Annotated in this window: 27 protein-coding genes; all 27 read right to left on the minus strand. The window is 47.8% G+C overall.

Going from position 1 to position 24,408, the window contains the following annotated elements; genetic code table 11:
* Nucleotides 1-70: 70 nt before the first annotated feature.
* A complete protein-coding gene (gene tsf / locus JRJ22_RS16550; protein WP_054941053.1) occupies nucleotides 71-721 on the minus strand; it encodes a translation elongation factor Ts in 651 nt (216 codons plus the stop codon).
* A gap of 130 nt (nucleotides 722-851) precedes the next feature.
* Nucleotides 852-1,553 (minus strand): 30S ribosomal protein S2, encoded by a 702-nt coding sequence (gene rpsB / locus JRJ22_RS16555; protein WP_036692565.1) that lies wholly within the window; start codon nucleotides 1,551-1,553, stop codon nucleotides 852-854.
* A gap of 200 nt (nucleotides 1,554-1,753) precedes the next feature.
* The gene (locus JRJ22_RS16560; RefSeq protein ID WP_206100572.1) at nucleotides 1,754-2,380 is read right to left on the minus strand and encodes an endolytic transglycosylase MltG; all 627 of its coding nucleotides are present in this window, start codon (nucleotides 2,378-2,380) and stop codon (nucleotides 1,754-1,756) included.
* Complete coding sequence (locus JRJ22_RS16565; protein WP_206100574.1) at nucleotides 2,377-2,943, minus strand: hypothetical protein; 567 nt, start codon at nucleotides 2,941-2,943, stop codon at nucleotides 2,377-2,379. The genes JRJ22_RS16560 and JRJ22_RS16565 overlap by 4 nt, the downstream gene beginning before the upstream one ends.
* Nucleotides 2,944-2,977: 34 nt before the next feature.
* Nucleotides 2,978-3,322, minus strand: coding sequence for a hypothetical protein (locus JRJ22_RS16570; protein WP_232380866.1), 345 nt, complete (start codon nucleotides 3,320-3,322; stop codon nucleotides 2,978-2,980).
* Nucleotides 3,323-3,407: 85 nt separating this feature from the next.
* A complete protein-coding gene (gene ltrA / locus JRJ22_RS16575) occupies nucleotides 3,408-4,799 on the minus strand; it encodes a group II intron reverse transcriptase/maturase (RefSeq protein WP_206100576.1) in 1,392 nt (463 codons plus the stop codon).
* Nucleotides 4,800-5,249: 450 nt separating this feature from the next.
* Nucleotides 5,250-6,653: a flagellar assembly protein A gene (locus JRJ22_RS16580; protein WP_206100577.1), complete on the minus strand. Its 1,404-nt coding sequence runs from the start codon at nucleotides 6,651-6,653 to the stop codon at nucleotides 5,250-5,252.
* A gap of 28 nt (nucleotides 6,654-6,681) precedes the next feature.
* Nucleotides 6,682-7,470 (minus strand): FliA/WhiG family RNA polymerase sigma factor, encoded by a 789-nt coding sequence (locus tag JRJ22_RS16585; RefSeq protein ID WP_054941058.1) that lies wholly within the window; start codon nucleotides 7,468-7,470, stop codon nucleotides 6,682-6,684.
* Nucleotides 7,471-7,545: 75 nt separating this feature from the next.
* Nucleotides 7,546-7,956: a hypothetical protein gene (locus JRJ22_RS16590; protein WP_332461335.1), complete on the minus strand. Its 411-nt coding sequence runs from the start codon at nucleotides 7,954-7,956 to the stop codon at nucleotides 7,546-7,548.
* A 2-nt stretch (nucleotides 7,957-7,958) separates the two neighbouring features.
* Nucleotides 7,959-8,456: a chemotaxis protein CheD gene (locus JRJ22_RS16595; protein WP_054941060.1), complete on the minus strand. Its 498-nt coding sequence runs from the start codon at nucleotides 8,454-8,456 to the stop codon at nucleotides 7,959-7,961.
* A complete protein-coding gene (locus tag JRJ22_RS16600; RefSeq protein WP_206100578.1) occupies nucleotides 8,449-9,075 on the minus strand; it encodes a chemotaxis protein CheC in 627 nt (208 codons plus the stop codon). The genes JRJ22_RS16595 and JRJ22_RS16600 overlap by 8 nt, the downstream gene beginning before the upstream one ends.
* 3 nt (nucleotides 9,076-9,078) lie before the next feature.
* Nucleotides 9,079-9,540: a chemotaxis protein CheW gene (locus JRJ22_RS16605; RefSeq protein WP_206100580.1), complete on the minus strand. Its 462-nt coding sequence runs from the start codon at nucleotides 9,538-9,540 to the stop codon at nucleotides 9,079-9,081.
* A gap of 27 nt (nucleotides 9,541-9,567) precedes the next feature.
* Nucleotides 9,568-11,640 (minus strand): chemotaxis protein CheA, encoded by a 2,073-nt coding sequence (locus JRJ22_RS16610; RefSeq protein ID WP_206100581.1) that lies wholly within the window; start codon nucleotides 11,638-11,640, stop codon nucleotides 9,568-9,570.
* Nucleotides 11,641-11,673: 33 nt separating this feature from the next.
* Nucleotides 11,674-13,065 carry a protein-glutamate methylesterase/protein-glutamine glutaminase gene (gene cheB, locus JRJ22_RS16615; RefSeq protein ID WP_206100582.1) on the minus strand — a complete coding sequence of 464 codons (1,392 nt, stop codon included), beginning with the start codon at nucleotides 13,063-13,065 and terminating at the stop codon, nucleotides 11,674-11,676.
* Nucleotides 13,066-13,100: 35 nt separating this feature from the next.
* Nucleotides 13,101-13,982, minus strand: coding sequence for a MinD/ParA family protein (locus tag JRJ22_RS16620; RefSeq protein ID WP_206100583.1), 882 nt, complete (start codon nucleotides 13,980-13,982; stop codon nucleotides 13,101-13,103).
* Nucleotides 13,979-15,376 (minus strand): flagellar biosynthesis GTPase FlhF, encoded by a 1,398-nt coding sequence (gene flhF, locus JRJ22_RS16625; protein WP_206100584.1) that lies wholly within the window; start codon nucleotides 15,374-15,376, stop codon nucleotides 13,979-13,981. Before flhF ends, JRJ22_RS16620 begins: the two co-directional genes overlap by 4 nt.
* A complete protein-coding gene (flhA, locus tag JRJ22_RS16630) occupies nucleotides 15,373-17,355 on the minus strand; it encodes a flagellar biosynthesis protein FlhA (protein WP_408637903.1) in 1,983 nt (660 codons plus the stop codon). Before flhA ends, flhF begins: the two co-directional genes overlap by 4 nt.
* A 71-nt stretch (nucleotides 17,356-17,426) precedes the next feature.
* On the minus strand, nucleotides 17,427-18,521 hold the full coding sequence (flhB, locus tag JRJ22_RS16635; protein WP_206100586.1) for a flagellar biosynthesis protein FlhB: 1,095 nt from the start codon (nucleotides 18,519-18,521) through the stop codon (nucleotides 17,427-17,429).
* 22 nt (nucleotides 18,522-18,543) lie between these two features.
* Nucleotides 18,544-19,329, minus strand: a complete 786-nt coding sequence (gene fliR / locus JRJ22_RS16640; RefSeq protein ID WP_206105173.1) for a flagellar biosynthetic protein FliR — start codon at nucleotides 19,327-19,329, stop codon at nucleotides 18,544-18,546.
* 10 nt (nucleotides 19,330-19,339) lie between these two features.
* Entirely contained in the window at nucleotides 19,340-19,609 is a 270-nt protein-coding gene (fliQ, locus tag JRJ22_RS16645; protein ID WP_038593488.1) for a flagellar biosynthesis protein FliQ, read from the minus strand.
* 22 nt (nucleotides 19,610-19,631) lie between these two features.
* Nucleotides 19,632-20,399 (minus strand): flagellar type III secretion system pore protein FliP, encoded by a 768-nt coding sequence (gene fliP, locus JRJ22_RS16650; RefSeq protein ID WP_206100587.1) that lies wholly within the window; start codon nucleotides 20,397-20,399, stop codon nucleotides 19,632-19,634.
* On the minus strand, nucleotides 20,396-20,923 hold the full coding sequence (locus JRJ22_RS16655; protein WP_206100588.1) for a flagellar biosynthetic protein FliO: 528 nt from the start codon (nucleotides 20,921-20,923) through the stop codon (nucleotides 20,396-20,398). The genes fliP and JRJ22_RS16655 overlap by 4 nt, the downstream gene beginning before the upstream one ends.
* 9 nt (nucleotides 20,924-20,932) lie before the next feature.
* The gene (locus JRJ22_RS16660; protein ID WP_019910416.1) at nucleotides 20,933-21,298 is read right to left on the minus strand and encodes a response regulator; all 366 of its coding nucleotides are present in this window, start codon (nucleotides 21,296-21,298) and stop codon (nucleotides 20,933-20,935) included.
* 26 nt (nucleotides 21,299-21,324) lie between these two features.
* A complete protein-coding gene (gene fliY, locus JRJ22_RS16665) occupies nucleotides 21,325-22,641 on the minus strand; it encodes a flagellar motor switch phosphatase FliY (RefSeq protein WP_206100589.1) in 1,317 nt (438 codons plus the stop codon).
* Complete coding sequence (gene fliM / locus JRJ22_RS16670; RefSeq protein WP_206100590.1) at nucleotides 22,631-23,629, minus strand: flagellar motor switch protein FliM; 999 nt, start codon at nucleotides 23,627-23,629, stop codon at nucleotides 22,631-22,633. The genes fliY and fliM overlap by 11 nt, the downstream gene beginning before the upstream one ends.
* 39 nt (nucleotides 23,630-23,668) lie before the next feature.
* On the minus strand, nucleotides 23,669-24,136 hold the full coding sequence (locus JRJ22_RS16675; protein ID WP_054941073.1) for a flagellar basal body-associated FliL family protein: 468 nt from the start codon (nucleotides 24,134-24,136) through the stop codon (nucleotides 23,669-23,671).
* The gene (locus JRJ22_RS16680) at nucleotides 24,133-24,357 is read right to left on the minus strand and encodes a flagellar FlbD family protein (protein ID WP_206100591.1); all 225 of its coding nucleotides are present in this window, start codon (nucleotides 24,355-24,357) and stop codon (nucleotides 24,133-24,135) included. Before JRJ22_RS16680 ends, JRJ22_RS16675 begins: the two co-directional genes overlap by 4 nt.
* Nucleotides 24,358-24,408: the final 51 nt, after the last annotated feature.

Raw genomic sequence — 24,408 nt, forward strand, 5'->3', positions numbered from 1 at the left:
CGTGTATGTGTTCCGCTCTTTTGATGCTTGCCATTATTCAGTTCAATGAAGCTGTAATTAAGTTTATCTATTATTGATTAACTTGTGCCATTACTTCTTCAACAAAATTGTCAACTTTCTTTTCCAGACCTTCGCCAAGCTCATAACGAACAAAACGACGGATCGAGATGTTTTCACCGATCGTGCTGATTTTTTCGTTCAGCAATTGGGAGATCGTTTTGTCAGGGTCTTTAACGAAAGGCTGTTCAAGCAGGCAGTATTCTTCGTAGAACTTGCTGATGCGGCCTTCAACCATTTTTTCAACGATTTTCTCAGGCTTGCCTTCGTTCAGTGCCTGGGCTTTCAGAATTTCTTTTTCTTTCTCTACAGCTTCAGCAGGAACTTCTTCACGACGAACATACTGCGGGCTAGCTGCAGCGATCTGCATTGCGATATCGCGCGCGAATTCTCTGAAGGAATCCGTTTTACCTACGAAGTCAGTTTCGCAGTTGATTTCCACCAGTACGCCGATACGTCCGCCAGCGTGGATGTAGGATTCAACCGTACCTTCAGTAGCGATACGTCCTGCTTTGTTTGCTGCTGCGGAAAGACCTTTTTCGCGGAGCAGTTCAGCGGCTTTAGTGATATCGCCGTTTGCTTCTTCAAGTGCTTTCTTACAGTCAAGCATACCTGCGCCTGTTCTTTCACGAAGTTCTTTTACGGATTTTGCGTCTACTGCCATTGTTATTCCCTCCAGATAATTGTCGTTTAATTCCATTTAAGGCCATTATCCTAAAAAAAGGGCAGTGAGAGGTTATCCACCTGCCAACCACCCTTTTCATTTAAGTTCTAGTTTAAGTTCCGGCTGCTACTTAAGCAGTAGTTGTGTCTTCGCCCTGGTGAGCTTCAACAACAGCGTCTGCCATTTTACCAGTCAACAATTTAACGGCGCGGATAGCGTCATCGTTACCTGGGATTACGTAGTCGATTTCGTCCGGATCACAGTTAGTATCAACAATAGCTACGATAGGAATACCCAATTTGCGAGCTTCCGCAACAGCGATACGCTCTTTACGCGGGTCAATGATGAACAGCGCGCTTGGCAGACCTTTCATGTTCTTGATACCGCCCAGGAATTTTTCAAGACGATCTTTCTCTTTGCGGAGAAGGATAACTTCTTTCTTAGGCAGAACTGCGAAGGTACCGTCTTCTTCCCAAGCTTCCAATTTCTTCAGACGGTCAATACGTTTCTGAATAGTCTGGAAGTTAGTCAGGGTACCGCCCAGCCAACGTTGGTTGATGAAGAACATTCCCGAACGCTCAGCTTCTTCTTTCACGGAATCTTGAGCTTGTTTCTTTGTTCCTACGAACAGGATTGTGCCGTTGTCGCCAGCGACGCTTTTTACAAAGTTGTAAGCTTCCTCTACCTTTTTAACCGTTTTTTGCAGGTCAATAATGTAAATTCCGTTTCTTTCAGTGAAGATATAACGATCCATCTTTGGGTTCCAACGACGAGTCTGGTGACCGAAGTGTACCCCAGCTTCGAGAAGCTGTTTCATGGAGATTACTGCCATCTTCACACACCTCCTAATTTTGGTTTATTGTGTGTCTCCTCCGCCGCGCGTCATTTTTCTACAAGACTTTCTTCTGAAGAAAGCACCCCTTGTCGAAATCAACCGGCGTGTGTTTTAACACCGTCAATTACTATACCATAATAAAATAATGTATGCAACGATTCATGAAATGTTTTATGATTTTCTGCCTTAATGTAACTTCATTTCACTGTAATCAGCTTCTCAATTATGGAGTTTACACTTTCCCCTTTGGTGAAATTGTAGCTGCCATATTGAATTTTTGCATTAATTTTGCGGCTCATGGCAGTTTTAAGAAACTCGCTCTGCTCCTTAATGACTCCGGCCTTTGCCAAAAGCTGAGCAGTTTCTGTAAGTGTGCTGCCAGGCGGAATGCGGACAGCAACAACTCCGCTTACTGCGGCCTGTGGAGTTGCCGGTGCCTCTGGGGCTGTTCCTGCGCTTTGTACGGGCTTGGAAGGGACTGCCGGCTCTGTAGGCGCAGCAGCAGCACTAGGCTGCACAGCAGCTTCCGGTGACGCTGCTGCGGATGGGATTGGAGATGAAGTGCTGGTGGCATCACTTGCCTCCGGTTTGTCCTTATTATCCGTCTGACCGGCAGGTTCAGTAACTTGCGCCGCTGGCTCCGGACTCGCTTGGGGATCAGCCGCAGGATCTGTTACAATCAGATTCAGTTTAGCTGCCTGCTGGACAAGCTCCTCCTTTGTTAACGAAGGAGCTGCCCCGCCGGAGATCATCAGCTGAAGGAGAAGAGCGCCTGATATCAGCCCTGTTCCCAGACCGAACATAAACGAGCGGTTCTTGATCATACCGACTCCTCCTGCTTCGCCAGCTGCAGAATGAGCTGGACTTCACCGCGCTGAAGTCCGGCTGTTTTAGCAATGGAGTCAATAGACTTGCCCTGCTCATGCAATTCAAACAACCGCGGATAACGGAGCTTGATTGAACTAATAGGCTTTGCCTTTGGCTCAGAAGTCACAGTCTCGGCACTTCCCGGAGGAGCCTCTGCAGTAATCTTACCTCCATTGTTTTTAACAACAGCCGTCAGCTGAAGTAATCCCTTTTCTTCTGCCGTTAGCCTGGAATCAAGCAACAGCATATTTTTTTGCAATTCGGCGACCTGCTCCCGGAGTCCGCCAATCTCTTCCTGCAGAGCCGCTTTGGTGTTCTGGGACTGCTGCTTAATGCTGCCGACGAGCTGTATCATTTCATTATTCTCACGCTCGATGTCGGCCATATAGAGTTCAAGTGCTGCTTCCGTATCCTTCAGGCTTTGCTTCTCGGCTGGGTCTGATGGTCCGCGCGCCGGAAGCCTAAGAGCATAGACAATAGCAACAGCACCTACCAGCACGATGTATACCCATGGTTGCAAATGCTTTATCTCCTTTTTATATCATTTGAGCCTCTCAGAGACTGAGATCAATGCGGCGGCCTTTATAGGGATGTTCTGCATCATGTACGGCGTCCTGCTTGCGTTCCCTTTGGTCAGATGACTGATTACCCCGGCCATTCCCCCGGCTGCTGTCATTACGAAGCTTCGCCTCCGCTGATTCATCAACCTCTGTTGCCCGCTGAGCAAGCTCAGCGCTGTGCTTCACATTCTGTGCAGCCAGCTGCTGCTGATTAAGTACAGGACGATGAAGGTGCTCATTCTGAACCTTCCCTGCATCCGTTGTCCGAGGCAAGGCAATTTGTAATTCAACCGGTTTCAGGCTCATGGTAATCCCCTTCCCGAAAGACAAGTTGTTCATTCATAAATCGAGTAGGAGGGGGCGGCGAGCCCCCGTCCTCTCACACCACCGTACATGCGGGTCCGCATACGGCGGTTCCAAAAGGTTAACAAAGCTCCAAATAACGTGAAAGCAAACTTTTCAGCCCTTTCCCTTCCCAGTAGGAAGTGGGAAGGGCATTATTTGTGTTCCGGGACATTTCCCATGCGCCTCGCCGTGAGTTTGCCATCGTGAAACAGGCCCACTCAGGCACCCCAAGCGCCCGGAGTTCGCGGATCCGTGTGCGCACTCGTTTCCATTGTTTCCACAGGCACATTCGCAGCCTTCTCCGAATCCACTGGTCCAGCGTTTGGAGGTGTTTCTTCGCCGACGCCAGATGGAAATAGCCAAGCCATCCCATCACATACCGGTTCACTTGGCGAATTCGCTCTTCCATGGAAATAGACCACGTTCGATTCGTTAGTTCACGGATTCTTTCCTTGAATCGCGAGATTGTTTTCGGAGCTAATCGAATCGTTGCCTGCTTCTGACTCAGGAAACTGAAACCTAAGAACTTTCGGTGCCACGGTCTTGCTACCGCACTTTTATCCCGGTTCACTTTCAGTTTCAGCTTTCCTTCTACAAATCGGCTAACCGATTCCATGACCCGTTCGCCCGCTCGTTTACTCGCCACAAAGATATTACAGTCGTCCGCATAGCGTACAAAACGCAGCCCGCGTCCGGCCAATTCCTTATCCAGATCGTCCAGTAGAATGTTTGCCAAAAGCGGACTGAGCGGACCGCCTTGGGGCGTTCCTTCCCGGCTACGTTCCAGCTTTCCGTTCACCATAACTCCGGCGTTCAGATACGCACGAATCAGGATCAGTACTCTTTTGTCTGTCACTTTCCGCGCCACTCTTGCCATCAGCATGTCGTGGTTTATCCGGTCAAAGAATTTCTCCAGATCGAGGTCTATGACCCACCGGAGGCCACTTTGGATATATCTTTGCGCTTGTTTCACGGCGTCATGTGCACTTTTCCCCGGTCGAAAGCCATAGCTATACCAGGAGAACTCTGCGTCAAAGATCGGGTTCATGACTTGTAGAAGCGCCTGCTGGAGAAAACGGTCCATAACGGTTGGGATGCCTAGTAGCCTTACACCGCCTCCGGGTTTGGGGATTTCCACCCGTTTGACTGACGCAGGTCTGTAAGCCCCCGCTAGAAGTTCGGCTTTCACCGATTCCCAATGTGTTTTCAAATAAGCTTGTAGATTCGCTACCGTTACATTGTCCACACCGGGCGCTCTTCCGTTTTGTACCACTCGTTTATACGCGAGCCGAAGGTTGTCTCCTTCGAGCATTCGCTCCAGCAAGTTGCTCTCTGCTTCGCGAGAGGAAGGGGCGATTTGTGCCGACGAAGAACTCGGCGCTCCGGCATACCCTGGCGGCTTCACCGCTTCTCTTTGCCGTAAGCTCTCTTGCGAGATATTCTGCTGTCTTTGCACTTCATGCGAACGCATCGGTTTCCTCTCTCCTTTCGGTTCAGCCCTTCCGTAAACGCTGCAGCAGTTTACGTACTATGGCCTCTGCTGACTCCTGCCGGTTCAGCGCAGCCTCTCGGCTACGGTTACAAGTTTTTTTTTCCTTGCCCCTCCGGCAGGCCTCCCCAGATAAGAACGTCATCTTTCCGCCCGCACCTGCCCAAGTTTACGGCTGCAGCCCTTGGCAGCTTTGGATTTTGTCATGTATGGGTGACTCATCCGGCTGCAACCGCCTCAAATTGGATTCGTGTACCTCAGGTCGTGCTTTTGCCTCCGGCTTCCTTCAGATTCCGCCTCACGGTGGACACCCTTGCCCTTGGCTAACGGTAGGCGCTTGCCAGCCCCCGCTCGGGACTTTCACCCTAGAGATGACGCCCATGCTGGGCGTACCATAAAACAATGGCCGGCTGCCTTACGCTGCCCGCCTTGTTAAATATACGGGGTCAACGAAATATCGCCTTCCGTATAACGAAATACAACCCGTTCCGTCGGATCTTTGACGAATCTGGTATATCTGCCGATTACAATTTTAGAACCGCCATAGATCGTTTTGATCACTTCCACTTTAGCTCTAGTCGTATCTTCTAGCATTTTCTCAATTTCCAGCACACGTTCTTTAATCCGCTTTTCATCACGCATGTGGGACTGTTTGGTAGCGTTCAATTTCACACGAAGCGCTACTTTATCAGGTGACAGCTGGCCGTTGTTCGCAAGCTGGTTTAACAGATAAAGCGCCTTATTGGTTTTGTCCTCATTTTCCATCAGCTGTTTGAGTTCCTGACGAAGCTCATTAATCTCATTACGCAGCTCTGGAACTACTCCCACTTCGATAGCCGTGGCGGTTGACATCGTATTCCCGATTGTCCGGGCTACAACTTTTTCCCCAGCCTGCACAATTCCGCCTACGATGAGGCCTTTTGCTCCGTTGCACAAAACATCACGCCCTGCGCGTATATTTGAATGCATTATACTCTGGGATACAATCACATCTTCTCCAGCAACTACATTCCCATCCTGAATAAAGGATACCTTAACATTTTTGCCGGCACTGACCAGGCCTTTATTGTAGCCAATAATTCCCCCGGTAATTTCTATCGAACCTCCGGAAATCAACTCCGCGCCTTCCACGCCTCCGACAACACGAATGTCCCCAGCAGATTTCACAGTAAACCCGGTCAACACGTTACCGCGGATAACTACTGTGCCTACAAAATCAATATTGCCCGTGCTGTAGTCCACATCGCCATTGACTTCGTATACAGGAAATACATTGATTTTCCCTTTGTCTGTAAGTGTAACTAAGCCGTCAATGGCCGCGTACATCGCAGTCTCACTCTGGTCGACCAGTACGTTCTTACCAACTTTGAAGTGAGCTTCTTTCCCTGCTCTGAAAGGAATCTCCTCTCCGGTGACTGTTTTCCCCTTCTGTCCGGGTACCGGCGGAATTGTTCTCCCGATGATTTGTCCCTTCAAAACATTATGCAGACGTACCAAATCTTTGTAGTCGACCTTACCGTCTTCCTTTTCCAGCGGTTTGCGGTCTTCTTCAAGATCTACGGTAAGAACAACCTTTCCGTCAACGCCATGCACCGGCTCATCACCAATTGCAATGGGTACTCTGCTGAAAAAATACTCTTCAGGGTTGCTGCTAATCCGCTTCACAATATCCCGCTGTATACCGTAACGAACCTCATGACTGTGCAGGAAGCTCTCCAAATCTTCGAAGGAACAGGTGAAATTCTCATCCTTCTTGGAGAACTGTAGGTAGGCAATCCCTTTATCCTCAGAAAACGTAATACTTACGTATTGATCCAAAGCATAATGACCGATCAATATTGCTCCCCCTTGTCACCGTCTCCGGTTAATCATTCTGCATGAGAAGGTCGCGATTTTTCTCAAGCGTTCCCCTCAGGCGCAAAATCGCCTTTGAATGAAGCTGCGAAATTCGAGAAGGAGATAACGACATCACCTCTGCGATCTCGCTCAAAGATAAATCCTCATAATATAAAAGGGACACTACGGTCCGTTCTTTCACCGTTAATTTTTCGATGCCTTTGGTGAGTGTATCGCGCAAGTAAAATTCATTCACTTTACGGTCTGGATTCTTAGCTTTATCGTCCACCAGGATGGACATCCGTGTCTCCGACTCTTCTTCACGAATAGGGTCTTCCAATGAGCAGAGCGACATGACCGCAACATCCTGCAGCATGTTTTGAAACTCAGGCTCAGAAATATTTAGATATTGGCTCATTTCCTCGTCACTGACTGATCTTAAATATTTCTGCTCCAGCTGCTGGTAGGCATCCTCGATTTTCTTGGCTTTTTCACGAACAGATCTGGGAACCCAATCACTTTGGCGTAACGAATCCAGAATAGCACCGCGTACACGCCAAGAGGCATAGGTTTGAAATTGCAATCCGCGTTTGTAGTCGAATTTCTCAATTGCATCAATAAGACCCATTACACCATTACTGGCTAAATCGTCTTTTGATACATTTTTGGGCAGTCCGACAGCCAACCGGCTGGACACGTAATCTACAATATGGAGGTAATTCTCAATCAGCTTTTTTTTGGCTTCAGGATCACCGTGTTCTTTCCACCGTTCCCAAAGCACGTCTGTTACCGATAGAGAAGCTTTATGCTCGTTCAATGGCTTTCACCCTTCCCAAAGTTTAGTCAGCGGGCATTATGCGGGAATGATAGTCGTTTGGCCGCAAGCACTCGCTTATTCTTCTTTCAGGTGACGAACGGCCTTGGCCAATTCTTCAGGATCTTTCATGGAGACCAGCTTGGGCGGCTGCAGCGGTGTAAAGCCTTCACTGCCTCCGCTCCCTTCTGCCGGCTTTGGTTTGAGAAGGTTGATTAATTCCTCATCCCCATCCGGAGTACTGAGATCAAGCTTAGTACCAAGCATATCATCTTCCGCGGCATTGTCTCCGGTCATATCTGGCACCTGGGACTGTTTAACAATAAAACCCAATACCCATCTCAGGAGGAATGCAAGCACAAACCAGATAATAAATCCATAAATCCCCCGAATTAGACTCGTCCCAAGTAAATTATGCCCGTAATTCGTAAGAAAGGTAAATAAAAAACCAATCACTCCGGATAAAATGCTTAGTAATATTTTTCCCATTGTTATATTTCCTTAGCGCCTTTTTGCACACTGCGGATGTAAAGCACTCCTGTGCTGCAGGCAATTTCTATCGTACGCCCAAAATTTCCGCCTGTGTCTTCGGCAATTAAAGGGATGTTCAAAGCCTCAAGAGCAAGCTTGCAGGATTCCACGTTACGAGGCCCGATCCTCATGGTGTCATTCCCCCCGGCAAAGGCAAACATTTGAGAGCCACCGGCCATCTTGGCTACGATCCGGCTGCGAACCGCTCCAAGCGCCAGTAAGCGGGACAACAGCTCCGGCACTGCGGTATCCGCAAACTTGGCGATGTTCATTTGACCCTCGCGGGCGATCTCCGACGAAGGCAGCATCACATGCGCCATCCCCGCCAGCTTCTTCCCGGGATCAAACATTGTAAGACCAACGCAGGAGCCAAGCCCAGTGGTGCGGATAAGACTCTCTTGGCTGCCTACATTAAGATCTGCCATTCCAACCTTAATAATGCTTTGTTCTTCAATCATTATCAAACGGTACTCCTAATGATTTGAAAATTTTCGGGAATGATTCGGGATCAGGAATAAGGAAAAATTGTCCTTCTATTTCATTCTGGCCTTCCAGGAACGTCGTATCGATGAGCAGTGCGTCATCCCCCATTTGGCCGAACTGTAAGAGTCCATAGCCCAGGATCGCCCCGGCCATATCCATCGCGAGAGCTGGCACAGTCGGATACATGGATAGTGACGTGAAGTCTGCAAGAGATGAAAGGTAAGAGCCTGCCAGAATATTGCCGATTTCACTCAAAGCTGAAAGCTCCATTTCACCCAGTTCCTCATCAGGAGAAATTTCAATACCCGCAACGCGGTTAAGAAGGTTCATGGCCGCTTCCGGTGTTAGAATGAAAAAGAGATTGCCGGGGGCCTCACCTTCAACCCGCAGAAACACTGCGTAAACCAGTTCTTCGGCTCCGCCGACCTTGTCAGTAATTTCTTCAAAGCTCAGAAGCTGCACTTTAGGTACAGCCATATCAATCGGCTTATTCAGGAGCTGGGATAAAGCGGTGGCAGCGTTACCTGCTCCAATATTACCGACTTCCTTTAAAACATCCATTTTGAAGTCCTTGAAGTTTTTGAACAGCTCCATAACCTAGCCCTCTAGGCTTTCCAATTGCACGATTTCACTCTTATTCAGCACTTCAGTTAAGTTGAGCATAATCAGCAGCCGATCTTCCCCGATTTTGGCCACCCCATCCAGATATTTCGCTTTGATACCGCCCACTACATCCGGTGGTGTATCGATGGAATCTCGGTTTAAATCAATAACATCATTAGCAGAATCCACAATAAATCCTACTTCCATCTCATTCACATTAACGATAATAATTCGGGTCTGATCCGTATGTTCTGCTTCTTGAATTCCGAAACGGCCGCGCAGATCAATTACCGGAATGACTACACCTCGTAAATTAATGACTCCTTTAATAAAGGAGTAGGTCTTCGGCACACGGGTAATCGGCATCATACGTTCAATGGTTTGGACTTTTTCCACTTCAATACCGTATTCTTCAGAGCCAAGCTTGAATACTATTACTTTGATATCTTCAGCCATGGAATGAACCTCCCTGTTCTATCCTAATTATTTTATGAATGCATTCGGATCAATAATAAGTGCAACCTGCCCGTCACCAAGAATGGTCGCACCGGAAATGCCTTGAACCTCAGGCAAATATTTACCCAGATTCTTAATTACAATATCGTTTTGTCCGATGAAGTCCTGCACAGCCAGTGCAACTAGACGTTCGCCCTTGCGGACGACGACGATTTCTGTTTCTTCTTCTGTGCTTTCATCAAAATCAGGTACTGCATAGAATTTGCTTAGCGAAAGCAGCGGAATATGGCTGTTGCGGAACTCGATCATTCTGTTACCATGGATTGTGCGGATCTGGGTATTCTTCACAATTCCGGTCTCTACAATGGATGAAAGCGGAATTGCATATTTTTCAGAACCAATCTTTACTAGCATGGCAGCAATGATAGACAGGGTCAGTGGCAGTTGAACAGAGAAGTTGGTGCCCTTGCCCGGGGTCGAATAGACAACCACATTTCCGCCAAGCGAAGTGATCTTGGATTTTACAACGTCCAAGCCTACGCCGCGTCCTGAGACATCGGAGATGACTTCCGCCGTGCTGAAGCCCGGTGCAAAGAGAAGTTGAATCGCCTCGTCATCTGAATAGGCGGCTGCTTGTTCTTGAGTAATAATTCCTTTTTTGATTGCAGACTGCAGGATCTTCTGCGGCTTGATTCCGGCACCATCGTCCTCAATCTCAATAAATACGTGATTGCCGCTATGGAAAGCCCGCAGATTAACTGTGCCGGTATCCGACTTTCCTGAGGCAAGCCGGTCTTGAATCGACTCTACACCATGGTCAACAGCGTTGCGCAGCAAATGCACCAGCGGATCTCCGATTTCATCAATGACCGTGCGGTCCAGTTCCGTTTCCGCACCTGTAACCACAAGATCAATTTTTTTGTCCAGGGATTTGGCAAGGTCCCGAACCATGCGGGGGAACCTGTTAAATACGGTATCTACTGGTACCATCCGCAATTTCATAACAATGTTCTGCAAATCGCCACTGACCCGTCCCATATGCTCAACAGTCTCAGTAAGGTCACCGTTCTGCACTTCAGAAGCAAGCTGTTCCAGGCGGACACGGTCGATCAGCAGCTCGCTGAACAGATTCATCAGCACATCCAATCGTTCGATATCTACACGGATCGTTCTTGAAGGTGCTCCGCCAGTCCGTACCGGCGCTGATTTGCCGTTCTCCTCTTTCGCTGCAGAAGCTGCTGGAGCTGCTGGAGCTGATGCCGGAGATTCTTGTACAGGGGCAGCAGGAGAAGCTTCAGCTGTAGCAGCAGACATCTCCTGAGCCATCTGTGATAAGGACTCTTGATCAAGTGCCACTGCAGTAACCTTGTCGATCTCGGACAAGTTCAAAATCATTCTTTGAATCTCACTAGCGTCCTTTTGGGTTATGTAATAGAGAGAGAATCCATAGTCGAATTTCTCCTGCTCTATGTCCTGAACCGAAGGGAAGGATTTGACCACTTCTCCTGAACGCTCCAGGAGATCAAAAACCATATAAGCCCGCACCGCCTTCAACTGACAGTCCTTACGGATTGCCACGTCGACATACAGCACCTGATGTCCTTCCTGCAGCGATTGTTCCAGAACGGAGTACTGGAACTCATCCAGAGATATTTGGGCATCGCCAGTGGTTGCAGCCGCAGCTGTTACTTCAGCAGCAGCACCGGCCGCAGCTGGAACTTCACCCCGAACAATAGCCTGAAGCGAAGATACGATAGCTGAAACATCAGCTTTACCTTCTCCTCCGCCCGTAATATCCTCTACCATGGATTCCAGGGCATCCAAGCTTTTGAACAATGTGTCAAAAATGAAATCCTGCATCCGCAGTTTATTATTGCGAACCAGATCAAGTACATTTTCCATCTGGTGGGTTAGGGAAGCCAAATCCTCAAACCCCATTGTAGCCGCCATACCCTTTAGGGTGTGCGCCGAACGGAAAATCACCTGCACAATACTAATATCTTCAGGATTTGCTTCCAGCCCCATCATGCTCTCATTCAATGACTGCAGATGATCATTTGACTCATCAATAAACATGGATAAATATTGGTTCATGTCCACTAACGAGCACCTCCCCTTCGATTCGCTTTTCCTTTATTTTACATTTTGTACCAGCCGTGGTGCGATTTCTTGCAACGGCAGGACATATTTAACACACTTTAATTCCACTGCCGAACGCGGCATTCCGTAAACAACGCAGGTCTCTTCACTCTCGGCAAACGTTGAGGTGACCCCTTTATCGTAAAGGGCCTTCATCATTTTTGCTCCATCGCTGCCCATCCCTGTCATGATAACCGCATGGCGCTCCAGCGCTGTCAGCGGCAGCAGTGATTCGAACAATGTATCTACGGAAGGACGGTGGCCGTTGCGTGATTCTTCATTCGTAAGCTCGATAGCATATTGTCCTCCAGATGCCGGAACCACCTTGAGGTGAAACCCGCCAGGGGCGATATATGCCGCTCCAGGACGCAAAATCATGCCATGTTCAGCTTCCGATACCTCAAGCGGACTAAAGGTGTTCAGCCGCTGTGCCAGCGATTTAGTGAAATTGGGCGGCATATGCTGCACGATAACAATCGGCGCCGGGAAATCTGCCGGAATATTCTCCAAAAATGTTTTGAGTGCCCTAGGGCCGCCTGTGGAGCAGCCTACTGCAACCAGCTTACGCAGCCCTTTTGTTACCAGTTTGCGGTCATTACCTGAAACTGGCGGCTCATTAAGAGAAACGGAAGGCGATTCAGGTATCGAACGGATTTCCGGCAAAGCGGGAGCGGATTCTTTCTTACCCCGGGTCTGCAGTTTCTCGGGAGCAGCAGGCTTTGGAGGGACAGCCAAAGGCTGGGACAAATTCCGGGTTGTCCCGTTGCCGGCAGAAGTCTTGTCAGGTATTTTGTTAATCTGCCTCTCAGCCGGTTTCGCTTGGTCTACAGCAGGCTTAACAGGAGCTTCTGTAGCTTTCTTTGGCTGAACAGGCTTACGTACAGTAGGCTCTGGAACAACTGATGGGCTTGCGGCCGGCGGTGAGGCGGTGTCTGACACCATAACATCAGCGTTGAGGGAAGAAATTCTCGCTTCACGCTGCTCACGGGCCAGCATAGCTCCCTTCATCTGCTCTCTTAGTGCTATCCCAACTGCTGTAATATCCTGTGAATTTGAAATCGATGGCTTACGGATAAAATCGAAAGCACCCGATTCAAGTGCAATGATGGTTTCCCTCATGCCTTCTTCATTAATGCCTGACAGCATAATTACCGGCAATGGATGCTCGGCCATGATTACTTTTAGTGCCTCCAGGCCGTTCATCTCCGGCATCTCCACATCCATGGTCACCAGATCCGGATGAAACTCATTTACTTTCTCAACCGCTTCCCGCCCGTTGGCAGCAGTCGCGGTTACTTGGAAGTTAGGTTCGTTTTCAATTAAATCGGAAATGATCTTACGCATAAATGCAGAATCATCTACAACCAATACTTTATATGGCCTCATAGCATTTCCACCTCTGTCCATCTAATTCTGAACAATTACTGTTTTCGCTTCAACCACTTGTTGATAAATCCCTTGATGCCCTGCACCTTCGTTGTATCCGCCGAATCGGCGGCCAGGTAATTGAGGGCAAGCCGTTGCACGTCTTTGGCTGCTGCACTGTTCGGAAAAGCCACTGAGAATGGAACTTGTTTTTTGACTGCCTGAACCACATGCGCATCACTGCTGATAAATCCTAAGAAAGGAATGTCCAATTGCAAAAAGCGGCTGGCCGCCATGCGTATTTTATCGCTGGTGCCTCTTGCTTCCCTCTCATCCCCCGCCTGATTAACGATCAGCTTGAAGGAGACATTAGGATAAGAATTGTGCACAACCTTCATCAGTGCGTATGCATCCGTTATTGCGGTTGGCTCCGGTGTCGTCACCACCAGACAATCATCTGCTGAGGTTATAAATTTTAGCGTCTCCTTGGAAAGCCCCGCCCCCGTATCGAACAGGATGAAATCCATCGTGTCGGCGATTTGTGCAATTTGGGTTGTGAAGTAATTCAGGTCGGTTTCAGAGAGGGAAAAAAGCTCATCCATACCCGAACCGCCTGCAATAAACGGCAGATCGCCAGGTCCAAGCTGGATAATCTGTCCGATATCCGCTTCTCTTTTTAACAGATGGTACAGATTGTATTTAGCAGATACTCCCATAAGCACGTCGATGTTGGCCATCCCGATATCGGCATCGAACAATAGCACCCGCTTACCCATCGCTTTTAGAGCTAAAGCAAAGTTAAGCGTGAAATTCGATTTTCCGACACCGCCTTTCCCGCTGCAGACGGTAATGATCCGGGCGGAGGCTCCGCCACCGGACACGCGTTTGGAGTCCTGGCTTGATACCAGCTGTCTCAAAGATTGCGCCTGATCCATCAAGACCCTCCTGTTCCCAGCAGCACTCCACTGAGCTGTTCTTTGGTAGCCATTAGCAGATCATCGGGAACATTTTGTCCATTAGTCATATATGACAGCTTAAGCGGAAAATCATTTAAAACATTAAACAATGGGCCGTAGCTTCCGGTTTCATCCAGCTTGGTGAAAATAACTTTGTCGAGCTGATAACGTCCAAAATGCTCTACAATCATTTTCATATCACGGCTTTTTGAAGTCATGCTTAATACCAGGAAGGTCTCACTTTTCAGCTCTTTAGCCAGCAGACTTTGCAGTTCGGCGACCAGCATTTCATTACGGTAATTGCGGCCTGCCGTATCCATTAACACCAGATCGCAGCTTTCTAAGCGAAATAGCGCTCTCTGTAAATCTCCAGGCGACTGTACAACCTCGAGAGGAATATTCAAAATGGCGGCATAGGTCCGAAGCTGCTCAACCGCTGAGATCCGATAGGTGTCAGAGGTGATTAACCCCACCTTCCTGCCTTGCTTGAACAATTGCTCTGCGGCCAGTTTGGCGATTGTGGTCGTCTTACCAACGCCGGTAGGGCCAGCGATGTAAACAATTCGCGTATCCGGTGCAATTCCGGTAGAAATCCTTCCGGCAAGGAATCCGTTCACCTGTTCTTTTAACATTTCATCAAAGTGTTCCGACGTCCAAGTCCGTCCTTCGTCATTCCAGCGGTCAAAAACATTACCGATCCATTCATCAATGAGCACAGCATCCGTGTCCTGTTCGATTAACCTGCGCTTAAACTCATCGAGAATCTCAGGCAATTCAACTCCGCTTGAGGAGAAGCGGGCAATCCGCTCCATCCAATGCTTCATATCCCTGATCTCCCGCAGCACATCGCTTTCCAGCATTCCGGGAACCGGCTGTTCCAGATCCGTATTAAGTTTATCGTAGAGGGCCGATAGTGAGGCGCTTTCTTCCTTTAGAGGTGCAGCCGGCCGGGTATCAGCCGGCTTGATCTCTGTTAGCCCGGTTGGCTCCTCATCCTGATCAAGAGGCGGAAGAACAGCTACAGCCCCCCTGCCCTCCTGCGCTTCAGTTAATGCAGCAGCAATCTCTGCAAAGGACTCGGCAGCCCGTTCTTTAAGCGGCATCTGTGACGCAGAGGCTGCTTTTTGATAAGCCTGCGGTACTGCGCTCCTAGGAATATTTACCGGTGGTGCTGTTGTGGTATTACTCGGAACAGCTGGCTTCCGTGTTTCCTCAACTGCTGCTACCACTTCAATCTTCTTTTTTTGGAACATTCCCATAAATCCGCCGATTTTAATCTCTTTGGTGCTTAGGATGACGGCATCGCTTCCCAGCTCGCTGCGGATGGAATGCATCGCGTCTGGCATCGTATCGACCACATAACGCTTCACTCTCATAAGTTCACCACCCCAACGCTTTGAATTTCAATATTAGGCTCCAGCTCGCTATAAGATAATACCGGAATATCCTGCATCGTCCGTTCAATGACCTGCCGCAAATACATCCGGATGGTCGGGGATGTAAGCACAATCGGCTGCTGTCCGGACTGAAGCAGACGGTTAATCTGCTCCGTAAGACGTTGATATACCGTTTGTGTCGAAACCGGATCGAGTGCAAGATAGCTTCCTTGCTCCGTCTGCTGAACACTTTCGGAAATCTTTTTCTCCAGATTAGGCCCGACTGTAATGACCCGTAAAGTCTCTCCCGCCTGGGAAAATTGCTGGGTAATCTGCCTGGACAAGGACTGGCGTACATACTCGGTCAGAATATCCGGATCTTTAGTATAGGTGCCATAGTCTGCCAGTGTCTCGAAGATCGTAACCAGGTCACGAATCGAGATTTTCTCACGCAGCAGCTTGCCAAGAACCTTTTGAATGTCGCCGATGGCAAGTACTGAAGGAATAAGTTCATCAACCAGCACAGGATAATTCTCCCTGAGGTTGTCGACCAGCTGCTTCGTCTCCTGGCGTCCAAGCAGCTCATGACCATGACGTTTGATCAGCTCTGTTAAGTGAGTAGCCACAACAGAAGGCGGATCTACTACGGTATAGCCGGATAACTCCGCCCGTTCTTTAACAGAATCATCAATCCACAGTGCTGGCAGTCCAAACGACGGTTCCACCGTTTCTATGCCATTAATCGACTCATCATCATACCCGGGACTCATGGCAAGATAGTGATTAAGTAATAATTCACCGCCGCCGACGTTATTCCCTTTAATTTTGATGACATATTCATTCGGTTTTAGTTGAATATTGTCGCGAATACGTATAACAGGAACAACAAGTCCCATTTCCAGCGCACATTGACGCCTGATCATGATAATCCGGTCAAGTAAATCCCCGCCCTGACCTGTATCCGCCAGCGGAATCAGTCCATATCCAAACTCGAACTCAATCGGATCAACTGTCAGTAAGTTGATTACACTTTCCGGACTGCGTACTTCTTCTATCTGCTTTTCTTCCACCAGCTGCTCCTCGGCAATCAGCTTTTTATTAGCCTTTTGGCCCATGCTGTAAGCAGCATATGCCATAAGTCCTGCCAGCGGCAAAGTGGACATTACCGTAATTGGTGTGAAGAACCCGAGAAAAGCGATGGTTACAGCCACTATGTACAGCAGCTTCGGATAAGACAATAATTGACCAGTGAGATCTTCTGCGAGATTGCCTTCCGATGCTGCCCGTGTAACAATCAGACCAGAAGCAGTCGAAATGAGCAGGGCCGGAATCTGGCTGACCAGACCATCCCCAATTGTCAGTACGGAATAAGTCGATAGCGCATCCTGGAATGAAGAACCATGAACAGTCATTCCGATAATAAAACCGCCGATCAGGTTAATCAGCAGGATGATAATGCTGGCAATCGCGTCACCCTTGACGAATTTACTTGCTCCATCCATGGCGCCGAAGAAGTCAGCTTCACGTTCAACATTACGGCGGCGTTCCCGCGCCTGTTGTTCATTGATCATTCCGGCGTTCAAATCTGCATCGATACTCATCTGCTTACCTGGCATCGCATCCAGTGTAAAGCGTGCACCTACCTCAGCAACACGCTCCGAACCCTTAGTAATTACGATGAACTGGACAACGACCAGAATCAGAAACACAATGAATCCGATGGCAATTTGCCCTCTGGCGATCCAGCTACCGAAGGTTGCCACAACCTCACCGGCATGACCGTTCGAGAGAATCAATTTGGTAGTTGAGATATTAAGAGCAAGCCGGAATAAGGTCGTAATTAAGAGCAATGATGGAAATATTGAAAATTGCAGCGGGTCCTTCGTATTCATTGCTACCAAAATAATGGTTAACGCTATCGAGATATTGACTATCAGCAGTACGTCCAGAAGCCACGCCGGGATAGGCAGAATCATCATAAGCACAATACCGATTACGCCCAGTAGAACTGTTAGATCTCTAGCTTTCAATGTCCTTTTCCTCCCCCGGGCTATTTCCTCTTGCCTTTAAGCTTATATACATAGGCCAGCACCTCGGCAACCGCCTGGAACAGATCTGCAGGAACCACATCACCGATCTCTGTCCTTTGGAATAATGCCCGTGCCAGCGGCTTATTCTCCATAGTCATAACACCATGCTCCTTCGCCAGCTCTCTGATGCGGAGCGCCACATAATCCTGGCCTTTGGCAATAATCTGCGGAGCTTCCATTTGGGATCCATCATATTTCAGGGCAACTGCAAAGTGCGTTGGATTAGTAATGATTACGTCCGCTTTGGGGACTTCCTGCATCATCCGCTGCATAGCCATTCTGCGTTGGCGTTCCCTGATTTTCCCCTTGATGATGGGATCGCCTTCCATCTTTTTGTATTCATCCTTAATTTCTTGTTTCGACATTTTCAGGCTTTTTTCATGTTCATACTTTTGGTATATATAGTCGAGGACCGCCATGATGAAGAGTACAGCCCCAATTTTTATTCCAAGATTCATCGTCAGCTTGGCTACGAACCGGAATACACCTTCTGCATCAATATGTGATAGAGAAGCGAAACTCTCTTTTTCACCCCAAAGAGTGCTATATACCAGATATGCGATTAACACCAGCTTAAAGATCGACTTAAGGAATTCCACAAATGAACGCATGGAGAAAATATTTTTGAATCCTTTAATCGGGTTAATTTTACTGAACTTAGGTGTTATTCCTTCCCCGGTAGCCATAAATCCGACTTGGGCAAAATTCACAACCAATGCCAGCAAAAAAGTAATCCCCAGCAACGGGGCAAGCAGAATCAAAATTTGCAGACCATACTCGTTAAACATCTTTGAAACGTTCTCAGCAGTAACCTCCATCATCATACGATTCTGAAAAATGTCCAGAAAAAGCGACATGAACCGTTCTTTCATGAAGCCCCCGAAAATAGTAAGGCTGAGAAGTGCCGATAACAACACAACTGCGCCGGATATTTCAGCACTTTTGGCTACCTGCCCCTTCTTTCGGGCATCCTGCCGTTTCTTAGGAGTTGCTTTTTCAGTCTTATCTCCCCCGAAATGCTGAAGATCCAGTTTATAGCGTTTGGTGTTCGGCATGTTACTCTCTCCCAACAGCCATCTAAGGGCTTTTCCCGATAAGATTCAATAGATTTTGCATAGACTCAAACATAATGTCGAAGAGATTCTGGAACAGAACGGCCAGACCCGGCATCAACAATACGAGCAGTGCAAGACCTATAATGATTTTGAGTGGAACCCCGATGACAAATACATTATACTGCGGGGCGGTTCTCGCCAGAAATGCCAGACCCACATCGGTAAGAAACAATGCGGCCACGAGCGGCGCCGACATTTGAAAGGCCAGCGTAAAGGATTGGGCGAACGTACGGACTAGAAAATCCGAAAGGCTGCCATCCTGCATTTTGACCAAAATATCATTGTTGAGTGGCACCCATTTATAACTGTAGATGATTGCATTCAGCAGATAATGATGGCCGTTCATCGTTAAAAACATCAACAGAGCGATCATATACTTGAAGTTGCCGATAATAGGAGCAGAAGCGCCAGTCATCGGATCAATAACGTTCGCGATCCCGAAGCCGATTTGTATGTCGATAAAAGAGCCCGCTGTCTGAATCGTCATGAACATCAGGTAAGCAATAAAGCCAAGCAGTAATCCTATTAGCACTTCTCTTATAATCAGTAAAATAAAAGTAAGGTCCTGTGTAACAGCAATCCCCGTTCCCCCCGCACTAAAAACGACTAATGCGACAAAGAAGGACAGTCCGATCTTGAACGTTGTCGGTACGCTTTGCGAAGAGAATACAGGAACTACAACAAAAAAGGAGGTAATTCGACAAAAAATTAACAAAAAGACGGGAAAACTTTGCAGCAAGGTCTCCATATCCATCATCTTAACCGATATACATATAGAGACTGCCCAAAATTTGGCTGGTGAAGTCCACCAGTTTGGTGATAATCCAAGGTCCAAACAGTAGTAAGGCTAGCAATACGGCAACAATTTTCGGAACGAATGCCAAGGTTTGTTCCTGAATCTGTGTTGTTGCCTGAAATATACTGACTATTAGTCCTACCACCAGACCAAGAATCAGCATGGGGGCGCTCGTTTCCAGCACCAAATATACGGCTTGGCCCGCTAGACCGATAATAAACTCCGTATTCATCCCTCAAGCCTCCTCTTTAGCGTCAGGTGTTAAAACTTAGCAGTAGTGATTTAACGACTAAGTACCAGCCGTCTACCAGTACAAAGAGCATTATTTTGAAAGGCAATGAGATCATAACCGGGGGCAGCATCATCATCCCCATGGCCATCAGTGTACTTGATACAACAATATCAATAATCAGAAAGGGAATAAAAATCATAAAACCCATTGTAAAGGCTTTTTTCATTTCCCCGATTGCAAAGGCCGGAACCATCACCGTAAGCGGTATGTCGCTGTAAGTAGCAGGTTTGACTGATGCATTATTGCCGGTGTAATTCATAAACAGCAGCAGATCTTTGGTGTTTGTCTGCTTGAACATAAATTCCTTCATGGGATCGGCTGCTTTGGCAAGCGCCTCGGACTGGGTAAGTGTCCCCTTCATGTACGGCTGCAGTGCCTGCTCATTCACCTGTGTAAGCGTAGGTGTCATGATGAATAAGGTGAGGAACAAGGCAAGTCCCACCAGCACCTGGTTCGGGGGCATTTGCTGCGTTCCCAGCGAAGTTCTGACAAACCCCAGCACGATGACGATCCGTGTAAAGCTGGTCATAAGTACTAAAAAAGACGGGGCCACACTCAGTACCGTCACAAGGAGCAGTATCGAGATGGAACTGGTCCCTCCGCCGGTTGAACCGTCATTCTCGCCGACCTGAATATTGATATTCGGAATAGGATCAGCGTGAATCGGATGCAAGAGCAGAACACTAAACATACCAAGCAACAGAAAAGAAAGAATCAGCTTTTTTTTCATAAATCCCTCGACTCATCCTTAAGACCATCATCCCGGAGAAGCTCTTCCAGTTTCTCTTTACGCTCAGGTGCTAGCGCAAGCTTGGATTGCAAAGTCTCATAAAAAGAGGATGTTTCGTTAAGTTCGATTTCCTGAGAAGGTATCTCTCCGCGCACCTTGGCTTTGATCTTAGCTATAAGCGGTAATAGAAAATTATTCTGTCCTGAAGCTTGATCCTCAAACCGAGATATAATAAGTGCTACTTCAGCAGGGTCAGTGATTTTATCCAGAATCGATATATTCTCACCAACCCCGATCAAGTAGAGGCTGTCGCCGATTTCAACAATCTGCACAGATTTATTGGGCCCCAATCCGAGCGCACCAAGCGTACGGATCGACTGCCCACTCATTAACGTCTGATTGCGGCGCCCTAGGAACCGGATCAGCAGTACTATGAGGATGATAATGATAGCTAGGACAAAAATAACTTTCAGTAAACTCAGCAGGGGACTACTATCTCCGAGCGTTCCGGAAGCGGATAACATGCCTCTTGCCTAGACGCCCAGCGTTTTGTTAATAGCTTCGATAACACGGTCTGCCTGGAAAGGCTTCACAATGAAATCTTTGGCACCTGCTTGAATAGCGTCAATTACCATAGCCTGCTGACCCATGGCTGAACACATGATGACTTTGGCGTTGGCATCCACTTTTTTAATTTCTTTAAGGGCGGCGATTCCGTCCATTTCAGGCATGGTAATATCCATCGTGATCAAATCCGGACGCAGCTCCTTAAACTTCTCAATAGCCTGCGAACCGTCCTGGGCTTCACCCACTACCTCGAATCCGTTTTTCGACAAAATGTCACGGATCATCATTCTCATAAATGCTGCATCGTCCACGATTAGAATTCGGTTAGCCATTTTTAAAAAATCCTCCCTAAGTATGCTTATTGTAATTTTTGAATTCGGTCCCACTGGCTGACGATATCCGTAACGCGAACTCCGAAGTTTTCATCGATAACCACGACTTCCCCTTTGGCGATCAGCTTGTTGTTAACCAGAATGTCAACTGGCTCACCCGCCAGCTTGTCCAGCTCGATAATCGAACCTTGTGACATTTCTAAAATATCTTTTATCTGCTTCTGGGTCCTTCCTAATTCTACGGTTACTCTCAGTGGTATGTCCATCAATAAATTTAAATTGTTTTCATCAATGTTGCCAAAAGCTCCAGCACTCAGGTTAGCAAACTGTACAGGCTGTACATTCACATTGCGATTTGGAGGCGGAGACTGCGGTGGAGTCTGCGGCGGAGTCTGCGCATATGGCATTCCCTGCGGCGGCATTCCATAAGGCGGCATACCGGGCATGCCATAGGCAGGCATGCCGGCTGGAGGATAATAATAGCCTCCTTCCATCCCCGGGTAAGGGGGCATCCCCTGCGGCGGATATTGCGGCGGATAACCGCCTGGCTGAGGCGGAGCCTGCTGTGCAGGAGGAGCTGCCGGGGCAGGCTGCTCTGGAGCAGATGGTGCCGCTGCAGGCGCTTCAGTCTGCGTTGCAGCCGTCTCCGTGTCTGCCTGGCTGACATCTCCGATGAGCATCGTAACCATATCTTTGGCAAACTGGACTGGCAAGAGCTGCATGATCGTAGAATCTATCAGCTCTCCAATTTTCAGTCGGAATGAGATTTGTATCAGGGTTTCATCATTCGGAAGGCTGCCTACACCTTCACCACTGGACATATTTAGAATATCGATACCAGGGGGTGAGATATTGACAAACCGGTTGAAGATCGTAGACATGGAGGTAGCGGATGAGCCCATCATTTGATTCATCGCTTCCTGCACGGCGCTGATATGAATTTCATTCAGCTCTTCGTCCTTAGGATCGCCTTCACCGCCAAGCATTAAATCGGCGATAACCTGAGCATCCCTAATCTTGATTACCAGGGAATTAATCCCCTGAAAACCGTCTACGTACTGTACGTGTACTGCTACGTGCGGTTTAGGAAAAGCCTCCTCAAATTCGCCGCGGGTAATAATCGATACCTTAGGGGTAGTTATATCTACCTTCTTGCCAAGCAACGTGGAAAGTGCTGTTGCTGCACTGCCAAATGTAATATTACCGATTTCTCCTAAGGCATCCTGCTCAAACGGGGTTAAGAAGTCCTCTACCGTCTTCTCCTGTGGGGCCAAGGATCCTTCCGCAGATTGTCTGAGAAGAGCATCGATTTCTTCCTGGGATAAATAATCTTTACTCGTCAAACTCTTCAACTCCTTCACTGACAATCTCGTCTATTTGCACAGCCACACGATCTTTTATCATCCCTGGACTTCCGACAAATTTCAGCTTGTCCCCTACCTTGATTGACAATCCGGTATCGACAGTCTTGTTGAGAGATATTACGTCGCCGACGCTAAGCCCGAGAAATTCAGCAATGGATAACCTCGATTCGCCTAGCTCTGCCACAATTGGCAACTGTGCCCTATTAACTCTAGATCTAATAGCTTCTAACTCAACCTCATCGCGAACCTTTTTCTCAGATACAAACCATTGATGCACGGATAGCCTTGTCATGATCGGCTCGAGAACAACGTGAGGTATACAAAGATTGATCATCCCGGTCGTATCGCCAATTTTGGTGCTTAATGAAATCAAGGCAATAGTCTCATTTGGTGACACAATCTGCATAAACTGCGGATTGGTCTCCAAGGCTTCCATCCGGGGATTAATGTCCAGCACGGTCTTCCAAGCTTCCTGCAGACTTTCAAAACATCTGCTGAAGATCCTCTCCATAATGGTTGTTTCTATTTCGGTCAGTGCACTGATTTTGCTCGGGGCAGTTCCAAAGCCTCCAAGCATTCTGTCCAGCATAGCAAAGGCAATGTTCGGATGCACTTCCATAACCATCCGGCCTTCAAGCGGTTCGGCTTCAAAAATATTCAATATCGTCATCTTCGGAATGGAGCGGATAAACTCATCATAAGGGAGCTGCTCTACTTGAACGACATTTATCTGCACGAAGGTGCGCAATTGGGCCGAAAAGTACGTCGTAAGATAGCGGGCAAAGTTATCATGAATCCGCGTAAGGCTGCGGATATGATCCTTAGAGAAACGTACGGCCCGTTTGAAATCATAGGAGCGGATTTTTTTCTGGGTTTCTTCTTTTTTAAGGTCGTCGGCATCCATTTCACCGGAAGAAAGCGCAGCAAGCAGAGCATCAATTTCGTTTTGTGATAGTACATCAACCAATTTTATCACCCCCCCAACAAGGAATTATCCTTACAGCAGCTAAATAGAAGTCATGATGAAGTTAGTTACTTCAATCTGGGTCAGCTTGCCTTCTGTCAAGGTCTTGTTAATCAGATTTACCAATTTGCTGCTCAGCTGATCCTTGCCGTTCGCCCCGTTAAGTTCCTCCGGCTTGGTATCGGCAAGCGTCTTGATAATCAGCGGCTTAATCTTGATATCCTTGATCTTTTCGAATTCCTCCTTGGACTTAACAGCATCCAGCTGGAACGCGAAATTTATTAAAACGATATAATCGGGGTCGGCAAGATTAGTTTTGATGTCGGTGATTTCCGTCGTCAGCTCAACGATTTCATCAGCGCTAAGACTTTTGGCTTCCACATTCTGGACAGCCGCATTCACATCATTAGTATCGCTCGGAAAAATCTTATCCATTAGTAAAAATGCGGCAACTACAATAAGTGTAATCGCCAGTAAAATCGTAATGAGCCACGGCAGCATCTTTTTCATGAAAGCTCCTCCATTGATTGGACTTTAATGGTGGCAGCATATGTGCCTATGTCCCTGTTATAATCCCGAATCTTACTGATTACCTCATCGGCTTTTTCAAGCACGATCAATCTTTTGCCTGTTACAAGTGTTATATAAGTATCTGGACTTTCTTCCACCATTTCTACGAGCAGGGCATTAAGCCACATGGGCGCCCCGTTCAATCTTGTTACCGAAATCATAACAGGCCTCCTTACAATAAATAGGGGGAGGAGTTCCCCCCCATGACTTGA

Origin of the sequence: Paenibacillus tianjinensis (assembly GCF_017086365.1) — a bacterium.
Lineage (GTDB): Bacteria > Bacillota > Bacilli > Paenibacillales > Paenibacillaceae > Paenibacillus_AQ > Paenibacillus_AQ tianjinensis.

Coding starts and splice junctions, on each gene's coding strand:
- tsf (WP_054941053.1), bottom strand. CDS start 721: ATGGCAGTAGACGCAAAATCCGTAAAAGAACTTCGTGAAAGAACAGGC.
- rpsB (WP_036692565.1), bottom strand. CDS start 1,553: ATGGCAGTAATCTCCATGAAACAGCTTCTCGAAGCTGGGGTACACTTC.
- JRJ22_RS16560 (WP_206100572.1), bottom strand. CDS start 2,380: ATGATCAAGAACCGCTCGTTTATGTTCGGTCTGGGAACAGGGCTGATA.
- JRJ22_RS16570 (WP_232380866.1), bottom strand. CDS start 3,322: ATGAACAACTTGTCTTTCGGGAAGGGGATTACCATGAGCCTGAAACCG.
- ltrA (WP_206100576.1), bottom strand. CDS start 4,799: ATGCGTTCGCATGAAGTGCAAAGACAGCAGAATATCTCGCAAGAGAGC.
- JRJ22_RS16590 (WP_332461335.1), bottom strand. CDS start 7,956: ATGGGAAAAATATTACTAAGCATTTTATCCGGAGTGATTGGTTTTTTA.
- JRJ22_RS16595 (WP_054941060.1), bottom strand. CDS start 8,456: ATGATTGAAGAACAAAGCATTATTAAGGTTGGAATGGCAGATCTTAAT.
- JRJ22_RS16600 (WP_206100578.1), bottom strand. CDS start 9,075: ATGGAGCTGTTCAAAAACTTCAAGGACTTCAAAATGGATGTTTTAAAG.
- JRJ22_RS16605 (WP_206100580.1), bottom strand. CDS start 9,540: ATGGCTGAAGATATCAAAGTAATAGTATTCAAGCTTGGCTCTGAAGAA.
- cheB (WP_206100582.1), bottom strand. CDS start 13,065: ATGAGGCCATATAAAGTATTGGTTGTAGATGATTCTGCATTTATGCGT.
- flhF (WP_206100584.1), bottom strand. CDS start 15,376: ATGAGAGTGAAGCGTTATGTGGTCGATACGATGCCAGACGCGATGCAT.
- flhA (WP_408637903.1), bottom strand. CDS start 17,355: ATGATGATTCTGCCTATCCCGGCGTGGCTTCTGGACGTACTGCTGATA.
- flhB (WP_206100586.1), bottom strand. CDS start 18,521: ATGCCGAACACCAAACGCTATAAACTGGATCTTCAGCATTTCGGGGGA.
- fliR (WP_206105173.1), bottom strand. CDS start 19,329: ATGGAGACCTTGCTGCAAAGTTTTCCCGTCTTTTTGTTAATTTTTTGT.
- fliQ (WP_038593488.1), bottom strand. CDS start 19,609: ATGAATACGGAGTTTATTATCGGTCTAGCGGGCCAAGCCGTATATTTG.
- fliP (WP_206100587.1), bottom strand. CDS start 20,399: ATGAAAAAAAAGCTGATTCTTTCTTTTCTGTTGCTTGGTATGTTTAGT.
- JRJ22_RS16655 (WP_206100588.1), bottom strand. CDS start 20,923: ATGTTATCCGCTTCCGGAACGCTCGGAGATAGTAGTCCCCTGCTGAGT.
- JRJ22_RS16660 (WP_019910416.1), bottom strand. CDS start 21,298: ATGGCTAACCGAATTCTAATCGTGGACGATGCAGCATTTATGAGAATG.
- JRJ22_RS16675 (WP_054941073.1), bottom strand. CDS start 24,136: ATGAAAAAGATGCTGCCGTGGCTCATTACGATTTTACTGGCGATTACA.
- JRJ22_RS16680 (WP_206100591.1), bottom strand. CDS start 24,357: ATGATTTCGGTAACAAGATTGAACGGGGCGCCCATGTGGCTTAATGCC.